Annotated in this window: 19 protein-coding genes and 2 tRNA genes; 5 read left to right on the top strand and 16 right to left on the bottom strand. The window is 70.9% G+C overall.

The features are described 5' to 3' along the window. Positions 1-292 precede the first annotated feature (292 nt). Positions 293-367, bottom strand: a tRNA-Ile gene (locus HNR67_RS12990). Positions 368-572: 205 nt separating this feature from the next. Here HNR67_RS12990 and HNR67_RS12985 point away from each other — a divergent pair. The 3 genes from HNR67_RS12985 to HNR67_RS12975 are packed head-to-tail and all read left to right on the top strand — an operon-like array spanning position 573 to position 3,112. Beyond that, positions 573-1,856, top strand: a complete 1,284-nt coding sequence (locus tag HNR67_RS12985; RefSeq protein ID WP_185002281.1) for an SAM-dependent methyltransferase — start codon at positions 573-575, stop codon at positions 1,854-1,856. Then, the gene (locus HNR67_RS12980) at positions 1,853-2,641 is read left to right on the top strand and encodes a DUF1295 domain-containing protein (protein WP_185002280.1); all 789 of its coding nucleotides are present in this window, start codon (positions 1,853-1,855) and stop codon (positions 2,639-2,641) included. Before HNR67_RS12985 ends, HNR67_RS12980 begins: the two co-directional genes overlap by 4 nt. Positions 2,642-2,653: 12 nt before the next feature. Further along, positions 2,654-3,112 (top strand): peroxiredoxin, encoded by a 459-nt coding sequence (locus tag HNR67_RS12975; RefSeq protein ID WP_185002279.1) that lies wholly within the window; start codon positions 2,654-2,656, stop codon positions 3,110-3,112. A 1-nt stretch (position 3,113) separates the two neighbouring features. Here the strand turns inward: HNR67_RS12975 and HNR67_RS12970 are convergent, their stop codons facing one another. From HNR67_RS12970 to HNR67_RS12925, 10 genes are all read right to left on the bottom strand, one after another. Beyond that, positions 3,114-4,379 (bottom strand): SAM-dependent methyltransferase, encoded by a 1,266-nt coding sequence (locus tag HNR67_RS12970; protein WP_185002278.1) that lies wholly within the window; start codon positions 4,377-4,379, stop codon positions 3,114-3,116. Continuing rightward, positions 4,376-5,104 carry a DUF1365 domain-containing protein gene (locus tag HNR67_RS12965; RefSeq protein ID WP_185010573.1) on the bottom strand — a complete coding sequence of 243 codons (729 nt, stop codon included), beginning with the start codon at positions 5,102-5,104 and terminating at the stop codon, positions 4,376-4,378. Before HNR67_RS12965 ends, HNR67_RS12970 begins: the two co-directional genes overlap by 4 nt. Continuing rightward, positions 5,098-6,360 (bottom strand): NAD(P)/FAD-dependent oxidoreductase, encoded by a 1,263-nt coding sequence (locus HNR67_RS12960; RefSeq protein ID WP_185002277.1) that lies wholly within the window; start codon positions 6,358-6,360, stop codon positions 5,098-5,100. Before HNR67_RS12960 ends, HNR67_RS12965 begins: the two co-directional genes overlap by 7 nt. Further along, positions 6,357-7,061, bottom strand: a complete 705-nt coding sequence (locus HNR67_RS12955; protein WP_185002276.1) for an alpha/beta hydrolase — start codon at positions 7,059-7,061, stop codon at positions 6,357-6,359. Before HNR67_RS12955 ends, HNR67_RS12960 begins: the two co-directional genes overlap by 4 nt. Positions 7,062-7,145: 84 nt before the next feature. Beyond that, positions 7,146-9,779, bottom strand: coding sequence for a PEP/pyruvate-binding domain-containing protein (locus HNR67_RS12950; RefSeq protein ID WP_185002275.1), 2,634 nt, complete (start codon positions 9,777-9,779; stop codon positions 7,146-7,148). Further along, entirely contained in the window at positions 9,766-10,254 is a 489-nt protein-coding gene (locus HNR67_RS12945; protein ID WP_221489876.1) for a MarR family winged helix-turn-helix transcriptional regulator, read from the bottom strand. The genes HNR67_RS12950 and HNR67_RS12945 overlap by 14 nt, the downstream gene beginning before the upstream one ends. A gap of 109 nt (positions 10,255-10,363) precedes the next feature. Beyond that, positions 10,364-11,521, bottom strand: a complete 1,158-nt coding sequence (locus tag HNR67_RS12940) for a trypsin-like serine protease (protein ID WP_312987136.1) — start codon at positions 11,519-11,521, stop codon at positions 10,364-10,366. 197 nt (positions 11,522-11,718) lie between these two features. After that, on the bottom strand, positions 11,719-12,357 hold the full coding sequence (locus tag HNR67_RS12935) for a hypothetical protein (protein ID WP_185002274.1): 639 nt from the start codon (positions 12,355-12,357) through the stop codon (positions 11,719-11,721). A 216-nt stretch (positions 12,358-12,573) separates the two neighbouring features. Continuing rightward, on the bottom strand, positions 12,574-13,110 hold the full coding sequence (gene cpt / locus HNR67_RS12930) for a chloramphenicol phosphotransferase CPT (RefSeq protein WP_185002273.1): 537 nt from the start codon (positions 13,108-13,110) through the stop codon (positions 12,574-12,576). A 124-nt stretch (positions 13,111-13,234) separates the two neighbouring features. Further along, positions 13,235-13,307: transfer RNA gene (locus HNR67_RS12925), tRNA-Asn, on the bottom strand. Between the two features lie 131 nt (positions 13,308-13,438). Between HNR67_RS12925 and HNR67_RS12920 the strand changes: the two genes are divergently transcribed. Beyond that, positions 13,439-13,723 (top strand): hypothetical protein, encoded by a 285-nt coding sequence (locus HNR67_RS12920; RefSeq protein WP_185002272.1) that lies wholly within the window; start codon positions 13,439-13,441, stop codon positions 13,721-13,723. 10 nt (positions 13,724-13,733) lie between these two features. Here the strand turns inward: HNR67_RS12920 and HNR67_RS12915 are convergent, their stop codons facing one another. The 3 genes from HNR67_RS12915 to dnaG form a co-directional block, all read right to left on the bottom strand. Continuing rightward, entirely contained in the window at positions 13,734-14,495 is a 762-nt protein-coding gene (locus HNR67_RS12915) for a trans-aconitate 2-methyltransferase (RefSeq protein WP_185002271.1), read from the bottom strand. Positions 14,496-14,595: 100 nt separating this feature from the next. Next, a complete protein-coding gene (locus HNR67_RS12910) occupies positions 14,596-15,141 on the bottom strand; it encodes a hypothetical protein (protein ID WP_185002270.1) in 546 nt (181 codons plus the stop codon). Beyond that, positions 15,142-17,040, bottom strand: coding sequence for a DNA primase (dnaG, locus tag HNR67_RS12905; RefSeq protein WP_185002269.1), 1,899 nt, complete (start codon positions 17,038-17,040; stop codon positions 15,142-15,144). Between the two features lie 34 nt (positions 17,041-17,074). Between dnaG and HNR67_RS12900 the strand changes: the two genes are divergently transcribed. Continuing rightward, the gene (locus HNR67_RS12900; RefSeq protein ID WP_312987133.1) at positions 17,075-18,001 is read left to right on the top strand and encodes a sigma-70 family RNA polymerase sigma factor; all 927 of its coding nucleotides are present in this window, start codon (positions 17,075-17,077) and stop codon (positions 17,999-18,001) included. Here the strand turns inward: HNR67_RS12900 and HNR67_RS12895 are convergent. Next, entirely contained in the window at positions 17,982-18,611 is a 630-nt protein-coding gene (locus HNR67_RS12895; protein ID WP_185002267.1) for a carboxymuconolactone decarboxylase family protein, read from the bottom strand. The two genes, HNR67_RS12900 and HNR67_RS12895, sit on opposite strands and share 20 nt — an antisense overlap. Before the next feature lie 96 nt (positions 18,612-18,707). Beyond that, positions 18,708-18,917 carry a hypothetical protein gene (locus tag HNR67_RS12890; RefSeq protein WP_185002266.1) on the bottom strand — a complete coding sequence of 70 codons (210 nt, stop codon included), beginning with the start codon at positions 18,915-18,917 and terminating at the stop codon, positions 18,708-18,710. Positions 18,918-18,922 lie beyond the last annotated feature (5 nt).

Raw genomic sequence — 18,922 nt, 5'->3', positions numbered from 1 at the left:
TCCTCGCATTGCCGAACCAATTCGCTACCCCCTCTATCGACAGGCGAACCTGACAGGATATTCGCTCTGTCAACCCCTGATGTTAGCCAGATCACAGGACCCGGCCGAACCGTTATGCATGGCGCCCCCGTCACGCCGTGATCACACACGGTGATCCTAGAGGTGTCGGCGCGTGCGAGACAGGCACTTCAGAGAACTCGGCAGAGCTGCCGGATACCACCTGAAAAGCGGGAGACGGCGGCGATGATCCCAAAACAAGAGCGAGCGACGACCTGTCCCCAGCGATGAAAGGTGGGGCAGGTGGGGCTCGAACCCACGACCTGACAGATTATGAGTCTGCTGCTCTGACCAGCTGAGCTACTGCCCCCAGCGACGTCCGCCGCACCCGGGATGGGATGCGGATCACCCTACCAACGCCGCCCTCGCCCCCCGTCGCGAACCCGGCACACTCCCCCCACCCCTGGCAAGTGACCCACGCCACACCGCGCACCCCGATCCGAACCCCCGCCACGCACGAACCCCCTGCAGACCCCCCGGTCCCACCGCGGGGTCCTGAGTGGAGGTGGCACGGCATGCCGGAGGTGGCCGCAACGCTGGGCAGGCTGGTGGAGGACGTGCTGGGCACGGGGTTGCCGGTGCGGGTCCGGGGGTGGGACGGGAGTGAGGTGGGGCCTCCTGGTGGGCCGGTGGTGGTGTTGCGGTCGCCGGTGGGGGTGCGGCGGTTGGTGTGGGATCCGAGCGAGTTGGGGTTCGCGCGGGCTTTTGTGGCCGGGGAGATCGACGTGGAGGGCGATCTCTACGAGGCGTTGCGGCTGGTGTGGGCGTTCGCGCGGGAGCGGGGGCGGCCTCGGGTGGGGTGGCGGCAGCGGGTTCGGGCGGTGCGGGTGGCGGCTCGGCTGGGGGTGCTGGGGCGGCGGCCCGCGGCACCGGCGGAAGAGGCTCGGTTGCGGGGGCGGATGCATACCCGGGGGCGGGATCGGGCGGCGATCGCGCATCACTACGACCTGGGCAACGAGTTCTACGAGGCGTTGCTGGAATCGCACATGGCCTACTCGTGCGGGTACTGGACCTCCGGCGAGGCGGACTACACGCACTCCGACGCGCAGCGGGACAAGCTCGACCTGGTCTGCCGGAAACTGGGGCTGCGGCCGGGAATGCGGTTCCTGGACGTGGGTTGCGGGTGGGGGTCGCTGATCCTGTTCGCGGCCGAGCACTACGGGGTGCGGGCCACCGGGATCACGCTGTCGGCCAGGCAGGGCGAGTTCGTGCGGCGGCGGATCGCCGAGCGTGGGCTGGGCGAGCTGGTCGAGGTGCGGGTGCAGGACTACCGGGAGCTGACCGGGGAGCCGTTCGACGCGGTGGCCTCGATCGAGATGGGTGAGCACGTGGGCGCGGTGAACTACCCGGCCTACACCGCCACCCTGTTCCGGATGACCAAGGCCGAGGGCCGGTTGTTGCTGCAGCAGATGTCCCGCGGTGCGGTGGCGCCCGGCGGCGGCGCGTTCATCGAGGGCTACGTGGCCCCGGACATGACCATGCGGCCGGTCGGGCAGACCGTGGACGCGCTGGAGCAGGCCGGGTTCGAGGTGCGGGACGTGCACGCGTTGCGCGAGCACTACGTCCGCTCGGTGCTCGCCTGGGCCGGCACCCTGGAAGCGCGCTGGGAGGAGTTTGTGCGACTGGCCGGCGTTGGGCAGGCGCGGGTGTGGCGGCTCTACCTGGCGGGTGGGGCGCTGGCCTTCGCGGAGAACCGGATGGGGGTGGACCAGATCCTCGCGGTGCGGCCCACCACCGCGGGGGTCAGCGGAATGCCGGCTACCCGGGAACACCTGCTGGGCGCGAGGATGCCCGGATGAACCCGGTGCTGCTCAACCTGCTGATCTCCCTGGGCGCCCTGCTCGTGCTGCTGGGCGTGACCTTCCTGATCTCGGTGACCCGGCGGCGCTACGACATCATCGACGGCTTCTGGGGCGCCGGGTTCGCCGCGGTCGCGCTGGTCAGTTTGTGCCTCTCCGCCGGGCACGGGGTGCTGTGGCAGCGGGCGCTGATCACCGCGCTGACCGTGGTCTGGGGACTGCGGCTGGCCTGGCACATCCTGCGCCGCAACCACGGCCAGCCCGAGGACAAGCGCTACGTCGAACTCATGGCCAAGGCCACCGGGAACCCGTTGGCGCACCTGGTGAAGCGGGTCTACCTGCCGCAGGGCGCGGTGCTGTGGTTCGTCTCGCTGCCGGTCCAGATCGGACAGTACGCGCAGCCGGTCAGCACGCTGCTGACCGTGCTCGGCGTCGCGGTGTGGGCGATCGGGTTCGGCTTCGAGGCGGTCGGGGACGCCCAGCTCAAGCGGTTCAAGTCCGATCCGGGCAACAAGGGCCAGGTCATGGACTCGGGGCTGTGGCGCTACACCCGGCACCCCAACTACTTCGGCGACGCCGCGATCTGGTGGGGCCTGTACCTGCTGGCCTGCCAGAGCTGGCCAGGGGCGGCCACCGTGCTGTCCCCGGTGCTGATGACCTACGTTCTCACCAGGCGCACGGGCAAGGCGCTGCTGGAGCGCCACCTGCTGGTCTCCCGGCAGGGATACCGCGACTACGTGCGGCGGACCAGCGGGTTCTTCCCGTTGCCGCCCAAGAAGTACTGAGGAAGGAACGTCATGCGCGTCGGAGACCTCGTCGACGAGTTCGAGCTGCCCGACCAGGACGGCAAGCCCCGCACGCTCAGCGGGCTGCTCGCCGACGGTCCGGTGGTGCTGTTCTTCTACCCGGCCGCGATGACCTCCGGCTGCACCGCGGAGAGCTGCCACTTCCGGGACCTGGCCGCGGAGTTCGCCGCCGTCGGCGCGCAGCGGGTGGGCATCAGCGCGGACCCGGTGGACAAGCAGCGCCAGTTCGCCGAGACCAACTCCTTCGACTACCCGCTGCTGTCCGATGTGGACCGTACCGTGGCCAAGAAGTTCGACGTGGCAAGGCGATTCGGCCCGCTCGCGGTCAAGCGGCACACCTTCGTGATCGGCCAGGACCGCCGGATCATCGCGGTGATCAAGAGCGAGCTGCGGATGAGCGTGCACGCGGACGACGCTCTGGCCGCCCTCCGCGCGCACGCCCAGTCCTGAGCTATCCCTTGCGGGACAAGGCGATCTGCCACACGTTGAGATAGCCGGAGCGGAACCCGGCCTCGGAGTAGGCCAGGTAGAACTCCCACATCCGGCGGAAGGTGCGGTCGAAGCCGAGCTGTTCGACGCGGGGCCAGTTGGCCAGGAACCGTTCCCGCCACAGCCGCAGGGTCCGCGCGTAGTGCGGACCAAGCGGCCTGCGGCCCGCGCCGGTCAGCTCGGTGTCCTCGCGCACGTTGCGCCCGATCGACTCCAGCGACGGGCAGATGCCGCCGGGGAAGATGTACTTGTGGATCCAGGTGTAGCCGGCCGCGGTGGCCAGCATCCGGTCATGCGGCATGGTGATCGCCTGGATCGCCACCCGCCCGCCTGGCCTGGTCAGCCGGTTCAGCGTGCTGAAGTACACCGGCCAGAACTCCCGGCCGACCGCCTCGATCATCTCCACGCTGACCACCGCGTCGTAGCCGCCCTCGGCCTGCCGGTAGTCCTGCAGCCGCACGGTGATCCGCTCACTCAGCCCGGCCGCGGCGATCCGCTGCTCGGCGAGCTGCTTCTGCTCCGGTGAGATGGTCAGCGAGGTGACCTCGGCGCCGCGCTGGGCGGCCCGGATCGCCAGCGCGCCCCAGCCGGTGCCGATCTCCAGCAATCGGGTGCCCTGACCCACACCCGCGTAGTCCAGGATGCCGTCGATCTTGCGGTGCTGGGCCAGTTCCAGGTCCTCGCCGTCCGCGGCGAACCAGGCCGCGGAGTAGGTCATGCTGGGGTCCAGGAACAGGCTGAACAGCTCGTTCGACAGGTCGTAGTGCCGGTGAATATTCTCCCGGGCGCCGTCCACGGTGTTCTTCTCCGCGACCGGCTGGGTGCGTTCCACCCAGTGCCGCAACGCCTGCAGGGGTTTCGGGATCAGCCGGGACATCCGGGCGGCGAACGGGGTGAGCAGGTCGGCCAGCTCGGAGGCGGTCCAGTCGCCGGCCATGTAGGACTCGCCGAAGCCGATCTTGGCGTCCGCGCCGAGCCGGTGGAAGAAGTCGCGGGGCCGCAGCACGCGCATGACCGGCGTGCCCGGTCCGCCCGCGCCGAGGCGTTCGCCGCCTGCCAGCAGCACCCGCACCGGCAGATCGCGCACCGCGTGCCGGAACAGCCGTTCGGCCACCCACGCGCGCACCGGCGAGTGCGGTGCGGTGGCCAGGCCGGGCCAGCGTTGCTCGGCCGGCCGCGGCAGTTCGCGTCCGGCCTTCGCGGCAGGACCAGCGGATAGTGTCGTCACTGGATGCCCTCCTGGGGAACGTGCGCGAGTCGGCGGACCACGGGTACCCGGCGTAGCCACAACGCTATGCCGTGCAACCGGATCAGCGCGCTCACCCGATAGGTGAGCAACGGGCGCCGCAGCAGCAGGCTGGCCAGCACACCGGGGGTGACCGGTCGCCGTCGACCGCGCAGGGTTGCCACGAACGGGGGTTTCTCCGGCTGGCGCAACGTGATCGTCACCGCCACGCGCTCCCCCGGCTGGCTGATCCGCATGTGGTAGCGGCCGCCCATGGCCAGGAACGGGGACACGTAGAACTCCTTGTCCACCTGGACCCGTCCGTCCTCGTCGGGGTGCAGCACATAGCAGTGTCGTTCGCCGTAGGTGTTGTGCACCTCGGCCAGCACGCATTCCAGTCCACCGTCCGGGCGGTGGCACCAGAAGACGCTGATCGGGTTGAACACGTGCCCGAGCAGGCGAGCGTTCGCCATCATCACAACCCGGCCGCCGCGCAGGTCTATTCCGCGCGTGGCCAGGAAGTCGGTCACGTTGGCCCGGATCGTCCGCTCGGGCGAGCCCAGGTGGTCGCGGGCCTCGAACCGGGCGAAGGGCCGCAGCCACCAGGGCAGCCGGGGCAGCTCGTCCAGGTCGACCAGCCACAGGTACACCTTGTGCCGCAACACCCGGTGCAGGCGTTCCCGGCGCACGTGCCTCACCTCGGCGTCATACAGCGCGGCGCTCACCAGGCCACGCCCAGCGCCCGCGCGGCCCGCACCCCCGCGGCGCAGCCGTCCTCGTGGAAGCCCCAGCCGTGATAGGCCCCGGCGAACGCGGTGACCCCGGTGTTCAGCTCGGGCAGACGTTGTTGCGCGGCAACGGACTCCGGCGTGTACACCGGGTGCTCGTAGACCATCTTCGCCAGCACCGCGTGCTCCGGGATGCGGTCGGTGGCGTTGAGGGTGACCACGTAGTCCAGTGGTTCGGCCAGCCGCATCAGCCGGTTCATGTGGTAGCTGACCAGCACCGCTCCGCCCTCGGGCGCGCAGGCCGGTTTGCGGTAGTTCCAGGCGGCCCTGGCCCCGGCCGCGCGCGGCAGCACCGCGGGGTCGGTGTGCAGCCAGGTCTCGTTGCGGGAGTAGCGGAACGCGCCCAGCACGGCCTGTTCGGCCGGGGTCGGCTCGGCCAGCAGCGCCAGGGCCTGATCGGCGTGGGTGGCCAGCACGACCTTGTCCACCGCGTGCAGCTCGTCGTCCTCGCCGCGGACCAGCACACCGTCCGCGCCGCGGTGCACCGCGCGCACCGGGGTGGCGGTGTGCACGGCGGCCAGGTTCTTCGCCGCACGCTCCACATAGGACCGGGAGCCGCCGGTGACGGTGCGCCACTGGTGACTGCCGCCGACCGACAGCAGGCCGTGGTTGCGCAGGAACTCGAACAGGTAGCGGGCCGGGTACTGGCGGCTCAGCTCCGTTCCGGCCGACCACACCGCGGAGACCACCGGCAGCATGAAGTGGTCGACGAAGTAGCGCGAGTAGCCGCCGATGGCCAGGAACGCGCCCAGGGTGACATCCCAGGTGTCCGGATCGGCCAGCAGCCGCCTGGCGTGCCGGTGGAAGCGGGTGACCTCGCCGAGCATCCGCAGGTAGCGCGGGTTGCCGAGGTTGCCGGGCTGGGCGAACAGGCCGGGCAGCCGCCGCGCGCCGGCGTACTCCAGCCCGCAGCCCTCGCAGGCCACGCTCATCGACATCTCGGAGGCCTGGGTGGCCACCTCGAGTTCGCCGAAGAGCTTGAGCAGGTACGGGTAGGTGTGCTCGTTGTGCACGATGAAGCCGCTGTCGATGGCGGCCAGCCTGCCGTCCGGGGTGAGCACGTCGTGGGTGTGCGCGTGCCCGCCGAGCCGGTTCTCCTGCTCGAACAGGGTGACCTCGTAGCGGCGTTGCAGCAGGTAGGCGGCGGTGAGTCCGGCCACCCCAGCGCCGATCACGGCGACCTTGGGCCGGTTCATGCCCGCACCCCCGCCAGCGGCACCCGCAGCCCGTCGGGCGCGGGCAGGGCGAAGGCCCTGGCCAGTTCGCTGTCCCAGGGCCCGATGCCGAGCACCCCGAAGACGAACCGGCGGACCAGCGCGGTCCACTCGGCGGCCCGGCGCAGCATGGCGTGGTTGTCGCCGTGCACGTCGAAGCGGCAGACCCGGTCGGCGACCTGGCGGGCGTGCACCGCGTAGCGGTAGGACAGCCCTGGGTCGGTCCAGCGTTCCCGGTCGCCGTGCGCGATGAGCACGGTGGTCCCGGCGAGCTGTTCGACCGGTTCGCCCGCCGGCAGCCAGGGCGCGAGCGCGGCGACCCCGCGGACCGCCTCGTCCCCGGCCACCCTGAGCGCGGCCCGGCCGCCCATCGAGTGCCCGACGAGCACCACCGGTAATCCGGGATGCTGTCGTTTGGCCTGGTCCAGGGCCCAGCGGGCGTCCTGGACCGGGTCGAGGTCGGGGGCGTTCCAGCCGCGGAAGCGGTAGCGCAGCAGCCAGACCAGCAGGCCGTGCCGCCGGCCGGCGCGGTGCAGTTCCTTGGCGAAGGGCAGCATCCGCAGGTAGGTCAGGCGGCCCCGGTGCGGGCGGCCGTGGCTGTGCTCACGGCCGCCGTGCAACAGGACCACCAACGCGCGGGGGGCCGGGACGGGCCATTCCCGCAGGCGCGGAGTTCGGGGCATCGGACCTCACCTGAACCGGGGGGGTTTCATCGGGTACCGGGAGTTCGTCTCCAGGCATCGATCGGTTCTCCGGTGAGGTCCAGATCACACTTCCTCGACGGTGACCTGCCCGCTGGAGCCGTTGACCGTGACCCGCTGCCCGGTGCTGATCCGCTCGGTCGCCCCGGACACCCCGACCACGGCCGGGATGCCGTACTCGCGGGCGACCACCGCGCCGTGCGAGTTGGGCCCGCCCATCTCCATCACCAGGCCGCCCGCGGTGAGGAACAGCGGGGTCCAGCCGGGGTCGGTGGAGGGGGCGATGAGGATCTCGCCGGGTTCCAGGTGCGCGCCGGTGGGGTCCATGACCACCCTGGCGATGCCGGTGACCGACCCGGCGGAGGCGGCGGTGCCGGTGAGCGCGCCCTCGATCTGCTCGGTGCTGGCCAGAGCCTCGGCCTCGGGCTCGGCGCCGTCGGAGAGCAGGAGCCGCGGCAGGTGCTTGCGCCGCAGTTCCCGCTGGTGCTCGGCCTGCCGGTGCGTGATCAGCTCCCGGTGGTCGGCGCCGCCGAGTGCGGCCCTGACCTCCTTGGTGTCCAGGAAGAACACGTCCTCGGCCGTGGTGAGCAGCCCGCGGGTGGCGAGTTCCTCGCCCAGCAGCCGCAGCTGGGCACGCATCCGGGCCAGGGTCAGCACCAGCAGGTACTTGGGCAGCTCGCGCAGTCCGGCGATGCCGCGCACCCGGTGCAGCGCGAACCGCAGCAGCTTCCCGCGGAGCCGGCTGCGCCTGCTCACCTTGGCGACGAGTTCGGCGGCCTTGGCCTCGGCCTCGGCGGTGGCGCGGGCGAACTGGGCGTCCGCGGCCAGGTCCGGGTGGTCCGCGCGCAGGTAGTTGGCCAGCACGCCGAGCACGTGCGTGGGGTCCTCCGACCAGCGCGGCACCCCGAGGTCGATCTCGGCCACCGCCCGATGTCCGTACCTGGCCAGGAAATCGGTCAGTCCACTGTGGATCGTCTCGGGCAGCAGACCGGCCCGGAAGCGGATGAGGAGGTCCTCCTTGGGCGTGTCCAGCAGCTCACAGGCTGCCGCCTGGTCGGCGCGGATGGCGGTGGCCAGCCGCCACAGCTCCAGGTCCATCTCGGTGGTCGGGTTGTGCGGGATGCCGCTGAGCACCATCCGCAGCTCCTCCGCACCCCCGTCCTTGCCGAGCAGCTTCCCGGCCAGCGCGAGCAACGCGAACCCGGCAGGCACCAGCGGCATGATCCGGGCGATCCGGGGTGCGGTGATCTCCGGCATGGCCGCCTCGACGAAGGCCAGCCGCTGGGTGTGGGTGAGGCCGTCGGAGACGGTGAGCAGGCGGTCGATCTCGGCGGTGACCCGATCCGCCTTGGCGCGTGCTCGGGCCGGATCGCGCAGCGCGCCGAGCACGGTGACCGGGGCGTGGGTGCGGCGGGCGAACCTGGCGATGGTGCGCAGGAACGGCCACGGCGACTTCTGGGTGACGCTGAACCGCTCGTCGTGGAACAGATCCCGGAGCAACTGGGCGGACCTCGCCTCCATCAGGTCGAGCAGTCTGGGCGCGAGCGCGCGGCCGACCGTGCTGCGCACGACCGGGGTGAGGTCGAAGAACAACCGGCCGGCGGCCACGGCCAGCAGCGGCGGCCCGGCCACCGGATCGGGCACCCGCAGGCCGACCGCGGCGCTGATCCCGCCGGTGGCCAGCCGCAGCCCGGCCACCCCGGCCGGGGTGATCGGCCGGTACACGCCCTGGGCGACACTGCCGTTGAAGAACACCCGCGGACCTGGTTTGTCGGTGTGCGGCAACGGGAACAGCGTGGTGATCGGCCGGGACTGGGTCAGCCACAGCGTGCCGTGGGCATCGATGGCCCACTCGGTGTCCTGCGGCGCCCCGTAGTGCTGCTGCACCCGGCGGCCCAGCACGGCCAGATCGCGCAACTGCCCAGGGTGCAGGCAGGGTTGGTCATCGGCCGCGGCGCGGGTGCTGTGCTCGGTGCCGCCACCGGCCTTGCCACGGATGACCAGCAGCTTGTCGCCGAGGCGGCTCTGCTTGATCGCGCCGGTGTGCCCGTCGAGCACGAAGTGGTCCGGGTTGACCGACCCGGACACCACGGCCTCGCCGAGTCCCGGGCTGGCGTCGACCACGATCTCGTCGCGGTGGCCGGTGACCGGGTTGGCGGTGAACATCACCCCGGCGATCTCGGCGGCGACCATCCGCTGCACCACCACGGCCAGGCGCACGGTGGTGTGGTCGATCTGATTGGTCTCCCGGTAGCTGACCGCGCGGTCGGTCCACAGCGAGGCCCAGCAGCGGCGGACCGCTTCCAGCAGGGCGTCCGCGCCGACCACGTTGAGGTAGGTGTCCTGCTGACCGGCGAAACTGGCGAAGGGCAGGTCCTCTGCGGTGGCCGAGGAGCGGACCGCGACCGGTTCGTCCCTGCCGAGCCGGGCGTAGGCGGCGGTGATCAGCTCGATGAGTCCGGCAGGCACCGGCGCGGTGCGGATCAGCTCCCGCGCCGCGGCCGGGTCCAGTGCCGCGCCGCTCAGCTCCAGCGGATCGGCCACCGCCCGGTAGGCGTGTGTGGTGAGCACGAACCCCGGCGGCACCGGCAGATCCGCGCCGATCATCTCCCCCAGGTTGGCCGCCTTGCCGCCGACCAGCTCCCCCGCACCGGCCCTGACCTCGCTCAGGTCAAGGACAACCGGCTCACCTGTGTTCATCCCCGTGCCTCCTCGCCGCATCGGCCAGCAGCGTCATCGCCTCGCGGACGGTGCGCTGCTCTGTTTCGGAGAGGTAGGTCATCAGCCGCAACTGGCCCTCGGCCCGGCTCCTGGCGACACCGAGCAGGAACCGCGTGCCCGCCTCGGTCAGGCCGACCCGCTTGGCCCGCCGGTCGCTCTCGTCCTCGCGCCGGTGGATCAGCCCGCGCTGGGCGAGCTGGTCGAGCAGTCTGCTGGTCGCCGAGACCGAGCGGCCGATGCGTTCGGCCAGCTCACGCACTGTCGGCTCGCTCCCCCGGTCGAGCGTGAACAGCGTGGCGATCTGCACCAGCTGGAGGTCGGCGCCGCCGGTGCTCCGGCTCAGGTTGATCAGCATCTCGCCGATCAGCTCCCGCCGGACCACCCCCAGCTCCTCGACCAGCCGGTCCCGCTCCGTCGCGCTGATGACTTCCTCCAAACCCTTGCGTGCACGCAACTAATGCACTGGCGCAACGGTAGCGCGGAGGCGAGCGGCAAGTCAACAGGCGTTGAATAAAAAGCGGTGGGACGGGGCCGCAACCCCGTCCCACCTGGCAGAACGCCGACTACCGGGTGACGGTGAGGACGAACTCGGCGCTGCCGGTCTTGCCGTTGGAGGTGCCGGTGATCTTGAGCGGGTAGCTGCCCGCCGGAGTATTGAAGCCGGTCCAGACGAAGGCGGTGGAGGTGCCGCCGGAGCTGACCGTGGCCGGGGAGAAGAACACGCTGGTCCCGGCGGGCGCGCCGGTGGCGGTCAACGTGGTCTGGCCGCCACCGGTGACGGTGACCTTGGTCTGCAGGAAGCCGCCGGGCCGGGCGCTGCCGCTGTCCGGGGAGAGCGCGAGCTTGATGTCCCCCGGCGGGGGCTCCTCGCCGCCTTCGAGCTGCAACTTGACCCAATCGCCCATGTCGTTGTTGAGCCGGCCGTAGACGGAGTACCAGCGGAAGTCGCTGCGGCTCCAGGAGGCGACGCCGACCACCTTGCCGTCCACGGTCAGCGGTCCGCCGCTGTCGCCCTGCAGGATGGTGATCCGGCCGTCCGGGTAGCCGGAGCAGATCATGGTGGCCTCGCGGAACCCGGCGCCGACCCCGTTGCAGTTGCTGCCCTCCACGATGGGCAGCTCGAACTTGTGCAGCTCGACGTTGCGGGTGTTGTCGTTGTGGTCCTTCTTGCCGTAGCCAAGGCCGAGGCCGGTCTTGCCGGGGGCGTGCAGGCCGGTGTCGGCGGAGGTGGCGACCTTGGCGTAGGCGCCGCCGGGCACCGGGATGTCATCGGCCACGGTGACCACCGCGACGTCGTAGCCCTGGTCGAAGTTCACGTACTTGGGGTGCTTCTTGTACTCCAGCACCTTGGTGCGGAACCCGCCGCCGGCGTTGAGGTCGTCCAGCCCGTACAGGAAGGACTTCGCGCCCGCGGCGTCCGCGCAGTGCGCCGCGGAGAGGATCTTGCGCGGCGCGATCACCGAGCCGGTGCAGGTCTGCCCCTGTGGCCGGGGCCCGCCCTCACGCAGTCCGCCGATCATGAACGGGTAGTCCTTGACCGAGGCCCGCTGCCCGCCGATGGACAACGTGCCGGGTCCGGCCGGGGGTGTCTGGGCGAGGTCGGTGGGCGCCACAGCACGCCCGCCGGGCTCCTGCTCCGCCAGCGCGAGGCCGGGTAGCAGGGGCACGGCGAGCGCGGTGACCGTCAGGGCGATCAAGCTCGCCCTCCGGGTGATGTTCACGGTGTTCCTCCCGCGAGGTGGTGGCGGTCGGCAGGGAAATCGGCCGCTGCCAGCACCTTCCGGTCGGGCGAGGTCGCCGGACAATCCGGGGGAACATCCGTAGGGGTACGCGACTTTTTCCGCGGCACCCGGGGTGCGGCGGGCCCGCCGAGTCCCCTGGGGCGGACTCGGCGAAGGACCCCGTCGCCGCGAACCGGCTAGGCGATGGCCTGCCAGATGGTGCTGAAGTTGGCCAGCGCCCCCGCCACCGAGGCGTCCAGCCGCTTCGGGGAGGCGTTGGCGCGCAACCGGAACAACTTGCCCCGGCGCACGTCCAGGATGGCCGCCCGCCCCCCTGGCAGGATCTCCGCGAGCTGCCGCTCGACCATCCACAGTGGAATGTTGGCCGCGGCCTGGGTCAGCTCGGGCTTCTTCAGGTAGAGCATGACCGCGTGCGGCCGAGGATCAGTCCCGAGCGTGAGCCCGAGGTGCGGACTGATCCCAACCTCGCCGTCGCTGCCCCGCCACACCGAGCCGCCGACCGGAACCAGCGCGGGCCGTGCCTTCGCGAACCATGTCAGAAATCCCCCTCGTAGTTCTTGGAAATGCGCAGCCTTAGCCGGATCGTCAATCCGCCGCACCACTGAATCCAGCACTTCCCCCGGTTCTTCACTGGCCAGCGCGCGCTTTATCCCATTGACCATCGGCTCGTAGTAGAACCAAGGCCGAGCGGCCTCGTCGAGATACATCCGCCGAAGGTTCTCCACCGTCCTGGTCTGCAACCCCGGACCACTGACCACGAAGTCGATGATCGCCCCAAGCTTCACCTGGGGAACCTCGGTCTCCGCTGCCGTCATCCACCACCTCCAGTAGCTCTGACCTGCATCTTCCGTGCCTGTCGAACTACTGTTAACCCTATCGCCGCCCCCCGACAATTCCGGCCCCCCAGAGCCCCCAACCCCATTTACCTACGCAAACTTCAACCCCCGGAACTTTCCCCCACGAATCACCCCAACACCACCCGTGTCAACCCCCACTTCCCCCAAACAATCACCGCAAGAAAAAACCCGCCCTCACCGCCGAACCCACCCCGCGATAACCCGCGCACACACCACCGACTCCACCCCAACGGTGTCCACCTCAAGGTCGTACACCACCCCCCGGTGCACCGACTCGGCCTGCGCGACCGCCATCCCCGCGATCCGATCCCCCCGAGCCATCTCCCGCCCAGCCGCGACCTCAGCCGAACACCGAACCCCCACCCACAACACCTCAAGCCCAGCCAGCGCCACCCCCCACCGCCGCTGCCCCTCCACACCCCCCAGCAACACCTCGTCGATGATCACCCGAGCCCCCGCCCGCACCATGGCCGCGATCCCAGCGGCCCAGGTGTCCTCCAACGCCCGAAACCCCGCCCCCACCACAACCTGCCCATCCGCCCCGAACTCCACCCCACCGGAGCCACCCCGCAAGGACGCAGGCAACAGCTCGATGAACGTGTCCACCCCCACCAGCAACCAGGGCTCAGGCAACACAGCCTGCAAACACCGAGCGATCCCGGACTTCCCCGAGCTGGACCCACCATTGAGCACAATCACCTGCGTCGCCATGCCAGCAACCTACGAACCCAGCCCCCACCCGGCATCCCAGTTTCCGGGCACCCACACCAGAAACCCCAGACCGGCAACTTGCCCTGAAAAGCAAACAACCCCAGGCCAATGACCTGGGGTGAAGCTCCTCCGGTTGGACTCGAACCAACAACCCTGCGATTAACAGTCGCATGCTCTGCCAGTTGAGCTACGGAGGACTGGCATGTGTCCGGCGGTGCCTGACGGGTAATACCTTAGCGCACCCCGCGGAGCGGTTTTCACCACCCCCCTTCCCAGGGATCTTCGCCCCGCGAGCCTGGGTGTTCGTGCAGGTCAGAGAGGAGTGGTCATGATCAGGTTCGCGTTGGGGGTTGCGGTGGGGTACGTACTCGGGACTCGGGCGGGGCGGGAGCGGTACGACGGTCTGGTCCGGATGTATCACCGGTTGGTGGGTCACCCGGCCGTGCAAGGAGCCGCGGGAGCGGGGCGGGCCAAGATCGACGAGTGGCTGGGGCGGCGGAGTCCTCGGGATGTGGTGACCGGGCTGGGCGAGACGGTGGTGTCCGAAGTGGATCGTCAGCGGGTGCGCGCCGAGTCTCCCCCGGCGGCGACGCCGGCCGCGACGGCGCCGTAGCCACCGCGGGTCATTTCTTGTGGCCCACGGCGAAGATCCGGCGCATCGGGAACCAGGTGACGTCCTCGCCGTGGGCGGGGTAGGCGGCGCGCAGCCGGGGCGCCAGTTCGGCGGTGAACTCCTGCCAGCGGGTCTCGTCCAGGGCGGCGCGAACGGGGCGCAGGGCGGTGCCGCTGATCCAGTTCAGCACCGGGTCGGCGCCGCGCAACTCGTGCAGGTAGGTGGTCTCCCAGACGTCGGCGGCGAAGCCTGCCTCGGCGAGCACACCCGCGTAGACCTCGGGCCGGGGCACCGCGTCCACCGGGCGGAACGTGCCGCCCAGGGTGTCCCGCCAGGCCGGGCTCTCGGCGATGCCGCGCGGGATGGTGTGGCTGTGCTCGGCGAAGTTGCCGGGCACCTGGAAGGCGAACCAGGCGCCGGTGGGCAGGCGGTCCAGCCAGGCGGGCAGCAGGTCGAGGTGGCCGGTGACCCACTGCAGCACGGCGTTGCAGACCACCACGTCGGTGTCCGGGTCGGGCTGCCAGTCCCGCACGTCGGTGAGCGCGGCGTCGATCCCGGCGGCCCTGGCGGCCTCGACCATCTCGGCCGAGGAGTCCAGCGCGGTGATCTTGGCCGCGGGCCAGCGGTGGGACAGCACCGGGGTCAGCTGGCCGGGGCCGCAGCCCAGGTCGACGACCTGGCGGGGGTCGGTGGCGCCGACCCGGGCGAGCAGGTCGTGGAACGGGCGTTCGCGGTGGCCGGCGAAGGCCAGGTAGGTGGTCGGATCCCACATGGGACAGCCTCCAGCTCGCTTAGCAAACCGTACGTACGTACTTTATGGCGCGAGCGAGGCGGCCGGAAGAGGGTGCGGGTGTGTTCTGCCAGACGGTGTTCTAGAAGGCGTTGGCCTGGGCCTCGCGGAGTTTGCGGGCCACGTCCGCGGCCAGCGCGCTCACCGCCGCCTCGTCCGTGCCGGGATCGGCGCGCACCTGGAGCTGCACGCCGTCGCGGCCGGGGATCTTGCGCTGGACGAACCAGGCGCCGCCGCCGGGCAGCTCGTGCCGGTGGGTGGACCGGATCGAGCCGGTGACCCTGGCGTGCACCACGTCGGGCAGCTTGGCCGGCTGGGCCAGCGGGTAGCGCCGCGGCGGCAGGTCGGCCAGCAGCACCGCCTCGCCCGCGGTGCCGTGCTCGGCGGCCTCGGTCACCACCAGCACGTCGTTGCCCCACACCGCCTTGCTGACCAGGTGCCAGGAGATCCGCCGCTGCCCGTCGTCCTCGGCCACGACCAGCGCGTAGGAGGTCGCCACCAGGTGCCCGCCGCCGGCCAGCTCGGCCACGGCCATGATCCGTTCCTCACCGGTGAGCGGCACCCGAAGGCCCTCGGGCAGCCGGACGCCGCCGGTGATCTTCTCGATGAAGCGTTGCCACCAGCTCATCTACACGCCGCCCATCGCCTGTTCGCGGAGTCCCTTGTGGTACTGCTCCAGGGCCACCAGATCACCGAAGAGCGACCGGTACTCATCGGCGTCGGTGACCGGGGAGATGCGTTGCAGCCTGGACTTGATGTCGGCGATCTGCCGGGCCACCAGGTTGGCCTGCAGGTTGGCGATCAGCCCGTGCACGTACCGGTCCTCGGCCGAGCGGGTGCGCAGCGGCTCCACCGACAGCTCGGTGATCAGCGAGCGGACCACGGTGTGCTTGCACTGCTTGCCGACCGCGTCCACGAAGGTCGCGCCGGACAGGCCGCTGGAGGTGCCGCCCGCGGCCAGGATCGCCTGGTGCAGTTCCAGGTAGGCGGGGTGGGTGAAGGCCTCTTCGGAGATCGAGTCGTAGGCCGGTCCGGCGATGCCGGGCAGCTGGATGGCCGATTTCAGCACCTCGCGCTGGGAGTGCAGCTGCGGGTCCTGCGGGGACGGCCGGGCCGGTCCCTCGACCTCCACCGCGAGCGCGCCCTGGTTCGGGTCGACCGGGCGGCGGCGCGGGGTCTTCTCCGGGGCTGCCTTGCCGCCCGCGGTCTCCCGGACCCGCCGCAGCACCCCGGGGATGTCGTCCCAGCCGACCCAGCCCGCCAGCTGCCGCGCGTACTCATCCCGCAGCGCGACCTCCTTGATCCGGGCGATCAGCGGCACGGTGCGGCGCAGTGCCTCCACCCGGCCCTCGGCGGTCTCCAGGTTCTGCTCGGCGAGCAGGGTGCGGATGGCGAAGGCGAACAGCGGTTGCCGCCGGGCGACCAGGTCCCGCACGGACATGTCGCCCTTGGACTGGCGCAGCTCGCACGGGTCCATGCCGTCCGGGGCGATCGCGATGAAGGTCTGCGCGGCGAACTTCTGCTCGTCGTCGAAGGCCTTGAGCGCGGCTTTCTGCCCGGCCGCGTCGCCGTCGAAGGTGAAGATCACCTCGCCGCGGAAGGCGTCGTCGTCCATCAGCAGCCTGCGCAGCACCGAGATGTGGTCGGCGCCGAATGCGGTGCCGCAGGAGGCGACCGCGGTGGGCACGTCGGACAGGTGCATGGCCATCACGTCGGTGTAGCCCTCGACCACCACCACCTGGTGCCGACGGGCGATCTCCCGTTTGGCCAGGTCGATGCCGAAGAGCACGTGGGACTTCTTGAAGATCGGGGTCTCGCTGGTGTTGACGTACTTGGCCTCGATCGGGTCGTCCGGGAAGATCCGGCGGGCGCCGAAGCCGACGACCTCGCCGCCCAGGTCCTTCAGCGGCCACAGCAGCCTGCGGTGGAACCGGTCGATCGGGCCCTGCCTGCCCTCCTTGGCCAGCCCGGACTTGTACAGCTCGTCCATCTCGAAGCCGCGGCCGATGAGGTGTTTGGTCAGCCGGTCCCAGCCCGCGGGGGCGAAGCCGCAGCCGAACCGGTCCGCGGCGGCCTGGTCGAAGCCGCGTTCGGCGAGGAACTCGCGGGCCTTGACCGCATCGGGGGTGTGCAGCTGCTCCATGTAGAACTGGGCGGCCGCCTTGTGCGCCTCCAGCATCCGGGTCTTGGTGCCCCGGTCACGCTGCACGGTCGCGCCGCCGCCGGTGTAGGTGAGCCGGTAGCCGATGCCGTCGGCCAGCCGCTCCACCGCCTCGACGAAGCCGATGTGCTCGTACTGCTGGATGAACTGGATGACGTCGCCGCCGACGCCGCAGCCGAAGCAGTGGAAGGTGCCCTTGCTGGGTCGCACGTTGAACGACGCGGTCTTCTCGTCGTGAAATGGGCACAGCCCTTTCAGCGTGCCACCGCCGGCTCGGCCCAGGTTGACGTACTCGCCGACCACGATGTCGATCCGGCAGCGATCACGGACCTCGGCTATGTCGCTGTCCCGGATTCGTCCTGCCACGAGGGCAAGTCTAGGAGTACGTCAGGATGGACGTGTGACCGTCAGCGACGAGACCCTGGCCACGGTGTTCAGCGAGCACCGCGGGCACCTCATCGGGGTCGCCTACCGCATCACCGGGACCAGGGCCGACGCCGAGGACGCGGTGCAGGACGCCTGGCTGCGCCTGGCCGGGCAGAGTGCCGCGGCGCGGGCGGAGATCCGCGATCTGCGGGGCTGGCTGACCACGGTGGTGGGGCGGATCTGCCTGGACCGGCTCAAGTCGGCCAGCGCCCAGCGGGAGAGCTATGTGGGCTCGTGGCTGCCGGAGCCGGTGGTGCGGCCGTTGACCACCCAGCCGAGTGAGGATCCGCTGGATGTCGCGGTGCGCGAGGACGGTGTGCGGATGGCGGCCATGGTGGTGCTGCACGAGCTGAGCCCGGAGCAGCGGGTGGCCTTCGTGCTGCACGACGCGTGCGGGGTGCCGTTCCCGGAGATCGCCACCGCGCTGGGTACGACCCCGGCGGCGGCCCGGCAGCTGGCTTCCCGGGCGCGGCGCGCGGTGAGCGAGGCGGACGCTCCGCCGCGGATCGAACTGGCCGAGCAGCGGGCGGTGCTTGAGCGGTTCACCGCGGCGCTGGCCAGCGGCGACATGGACGAGTTGCTCAAGGTGCTGCACCCGGACGTGGTGGTCATCGGCGATTCCGGCGGCAAGGCCAGCACCGCGCGGCGGCCGGTGTTCGGTGTGGACAAGGTCGCCCGCTTCGCCTTCGGCCTGCTGAACAAGTACGGGGCGGACTCGGTGTTCACCGGCATGATCCCGATGCTGGTCAACGGCGATCTGGGCTTCCTGGCCCAGACCGAGGGCGACGACGAGCACCGCCCGGTGGACCGCCGGGTGGTCACGCTGGCGGTCCGGGACGGGCGGATCGTGGCGATCTACGACGTGGTGAATCCGGACAAGCTCACGAACGTTCCCTGGTGATCCCGGTCGCGGTGATCCCGGTCGCGGCGGCCTCGGCCGGGGCGACCGGCAGCGGCACCCGGCAGGCTTCGCCGGAGGTGAAGCCCTGGTCGAGGATGCCCAGCGCGTCGTTGAACCGGGCCCGCTGGTTCTCCACCGTGATCAGGTAGGTGAGTTCGATCAGTCCCTTGTCCCCCAGGCGTTCCCGGAGTTCGGCGACCTGCTCGTCGGTGACCCGCACCGGCGTGGCGGTGATCGCGTCGGCGTAGCCGATGGCGAGTTTCTCGGTCTCGGTGAACCGCGGCGAGTCGGCGTAGGCGTGGATCTCCTGGAGCCGCTCGATGTCCAGGCCCTTGTGCCGCTGCAACATGGTGCCGAAGTCCACGCACCAGGAGCAGCCGAGTTCGGTGGCGACCCGGTAGACCACCAGGTCGGCCAGGTTGTCCGGCAGGTGCTTGGCGGCACGTTCCACCGCGGTCTCGGCGAGCGCGGCCGCGATCATCAGGCCCCGGTGGTGGGCCAGGACCGCGAACGGCTCGGGCACCGCGCCGAAGCGCCTCTTCGCGTAGCCGTACATGCGCCGGATGAACCAGCCGGCCTGGTCGACGGTGCGGGCGGGAATGCGTGGCACGACGATCTCCCCGTGGGTCGGTGACGCTGTCCCACGGTGGACGAGCACCCCGCGCCCACTGTGACAAGCCGCTGCTCAGCGACGGCCCGCCACTGCTCAGCGACGCGGATCGGGCAGCGTCACCCGCTGCGCCGGCGCGGGCGGCTCAGCTGCGGCGGCCCCGCTGAGCGGGCCGGGCGGACGCGGCCGCCGGGGCTCGCGCACCCCGGCGCCGCCCGGATCGTCCCGCCGCCGGGGCGGGGCACCCGCGGGCACCTTGCGCCGTAACGGGCCGAACACCGCACGCAGTACCTCTCGAAGTCCCATGACCT

Origin of the sequence: Crossiella cryophila (assembly GCF_014204915.1) — a bacterium.
GTDB classification, from domain to species: Bacteria; Actinomycetota; Actinomycetes; order Mycobacteriales; family Pseudonocardiaceae; genus Crossiella; species Crossiella cryophila.
This window is presented reverse-complemented; position numbering and strand designations above follow the sequence as displayed.

What these genes read in the sequence shown, in the direction of transcription:
- HNR67_RS12985 (WP_185002281.1), top strand. Translation starts at nt 573, where the DNA reads ATGCCGGAGGTGGCCGCAACGCTGGGCAGGCTGGTGGAGGACGTGCTG.
- HNR67_RS12980 (WP_185002280.1), top strand. Translation starts at nt 1,853, where the DNA reads ATGAACCCGGTGCTGCTCAACCTGCTGATCTCCCTGGGCGCCCTGCTC.
- HNR67_RS12975 (WP_185002279.1), top strand. Translation starts at nt 2,654, where the DNA reads ATGCGCGTCGGAGACCTCGTCGACGAGTTCGAGCTGCCCGACCAGGAC.
- HNR67_RS12960 (WP_185002277.1), bottom strand. Translation starts at nt 6,360, where the DNA reads ATGAACCGGCCCAAGGTCGCCGTGATCGGCGCTGGGGTGGCCGGACTC.
- HNR67_RS12955 (WP_185002276.1), bottom strand. Translation starts at nt 7,061, where the DNA reads ATGCCCCGAACTCCGCGCCTGCGGGAATGGCCCGTCCCGGCCCCCCGC.
- HNR67_RS12950 (WP_185002275.1), bottom strand. Translation starts at nt 9,779, where the DNA reads ATGAACACAGGTGAGCCGGTTGTCCTTGACCTGAGCGAGGTCAGGGCC.
- HNR67_RS12935 (WP_185002274.1), bottom strand. Translation starts at nt 12,357, where the DNA reads ATGACGGCAGCGGAGACCGAGGTTCCCCAGGTGAAGCTTGGGGCGATC.
- cpt (WP_185002273.1), bottom strand. Translation starts at nt 13,110, where the DNA reads ATGGCGACGCAGGTGATTGTGCTCAATGGTGGGTCCAGCTCGGGGAAG.
- HNR67_RS12920 (WP_185002272.1), top strand. Translation starts at nt 13,439, where the DNA reads ATGATCAGGTTCGCGTTGGGGGTTGCGGTGGGGTACGTACTCGGGACT.
- HNR67_RS12915 (WP_185002271.1), bottom strand. Translation starts at nt 14,495, where the DNA reads ATGTGGGATCCGACCACCTACCTGGCCTTCGCCGGCCACCGCGAACGC.
- HNR67_RS12910 (WP_185002270.1), bottom strand. Translation starts at nt 15,141, where the DNA reads ATGAGCTGGTGGCAACGCTTCATCGAGAAGATCACCGGCGGCGTCCGG.
- HNR67_RS12890 (WP_185002266.1), bottom strand. Translation starts at nt 18,917, where the DNA reads ATGGGACTTCGAGAGGTACTGCGTGCGGTGTTCGGCCCGTTACGGCGC.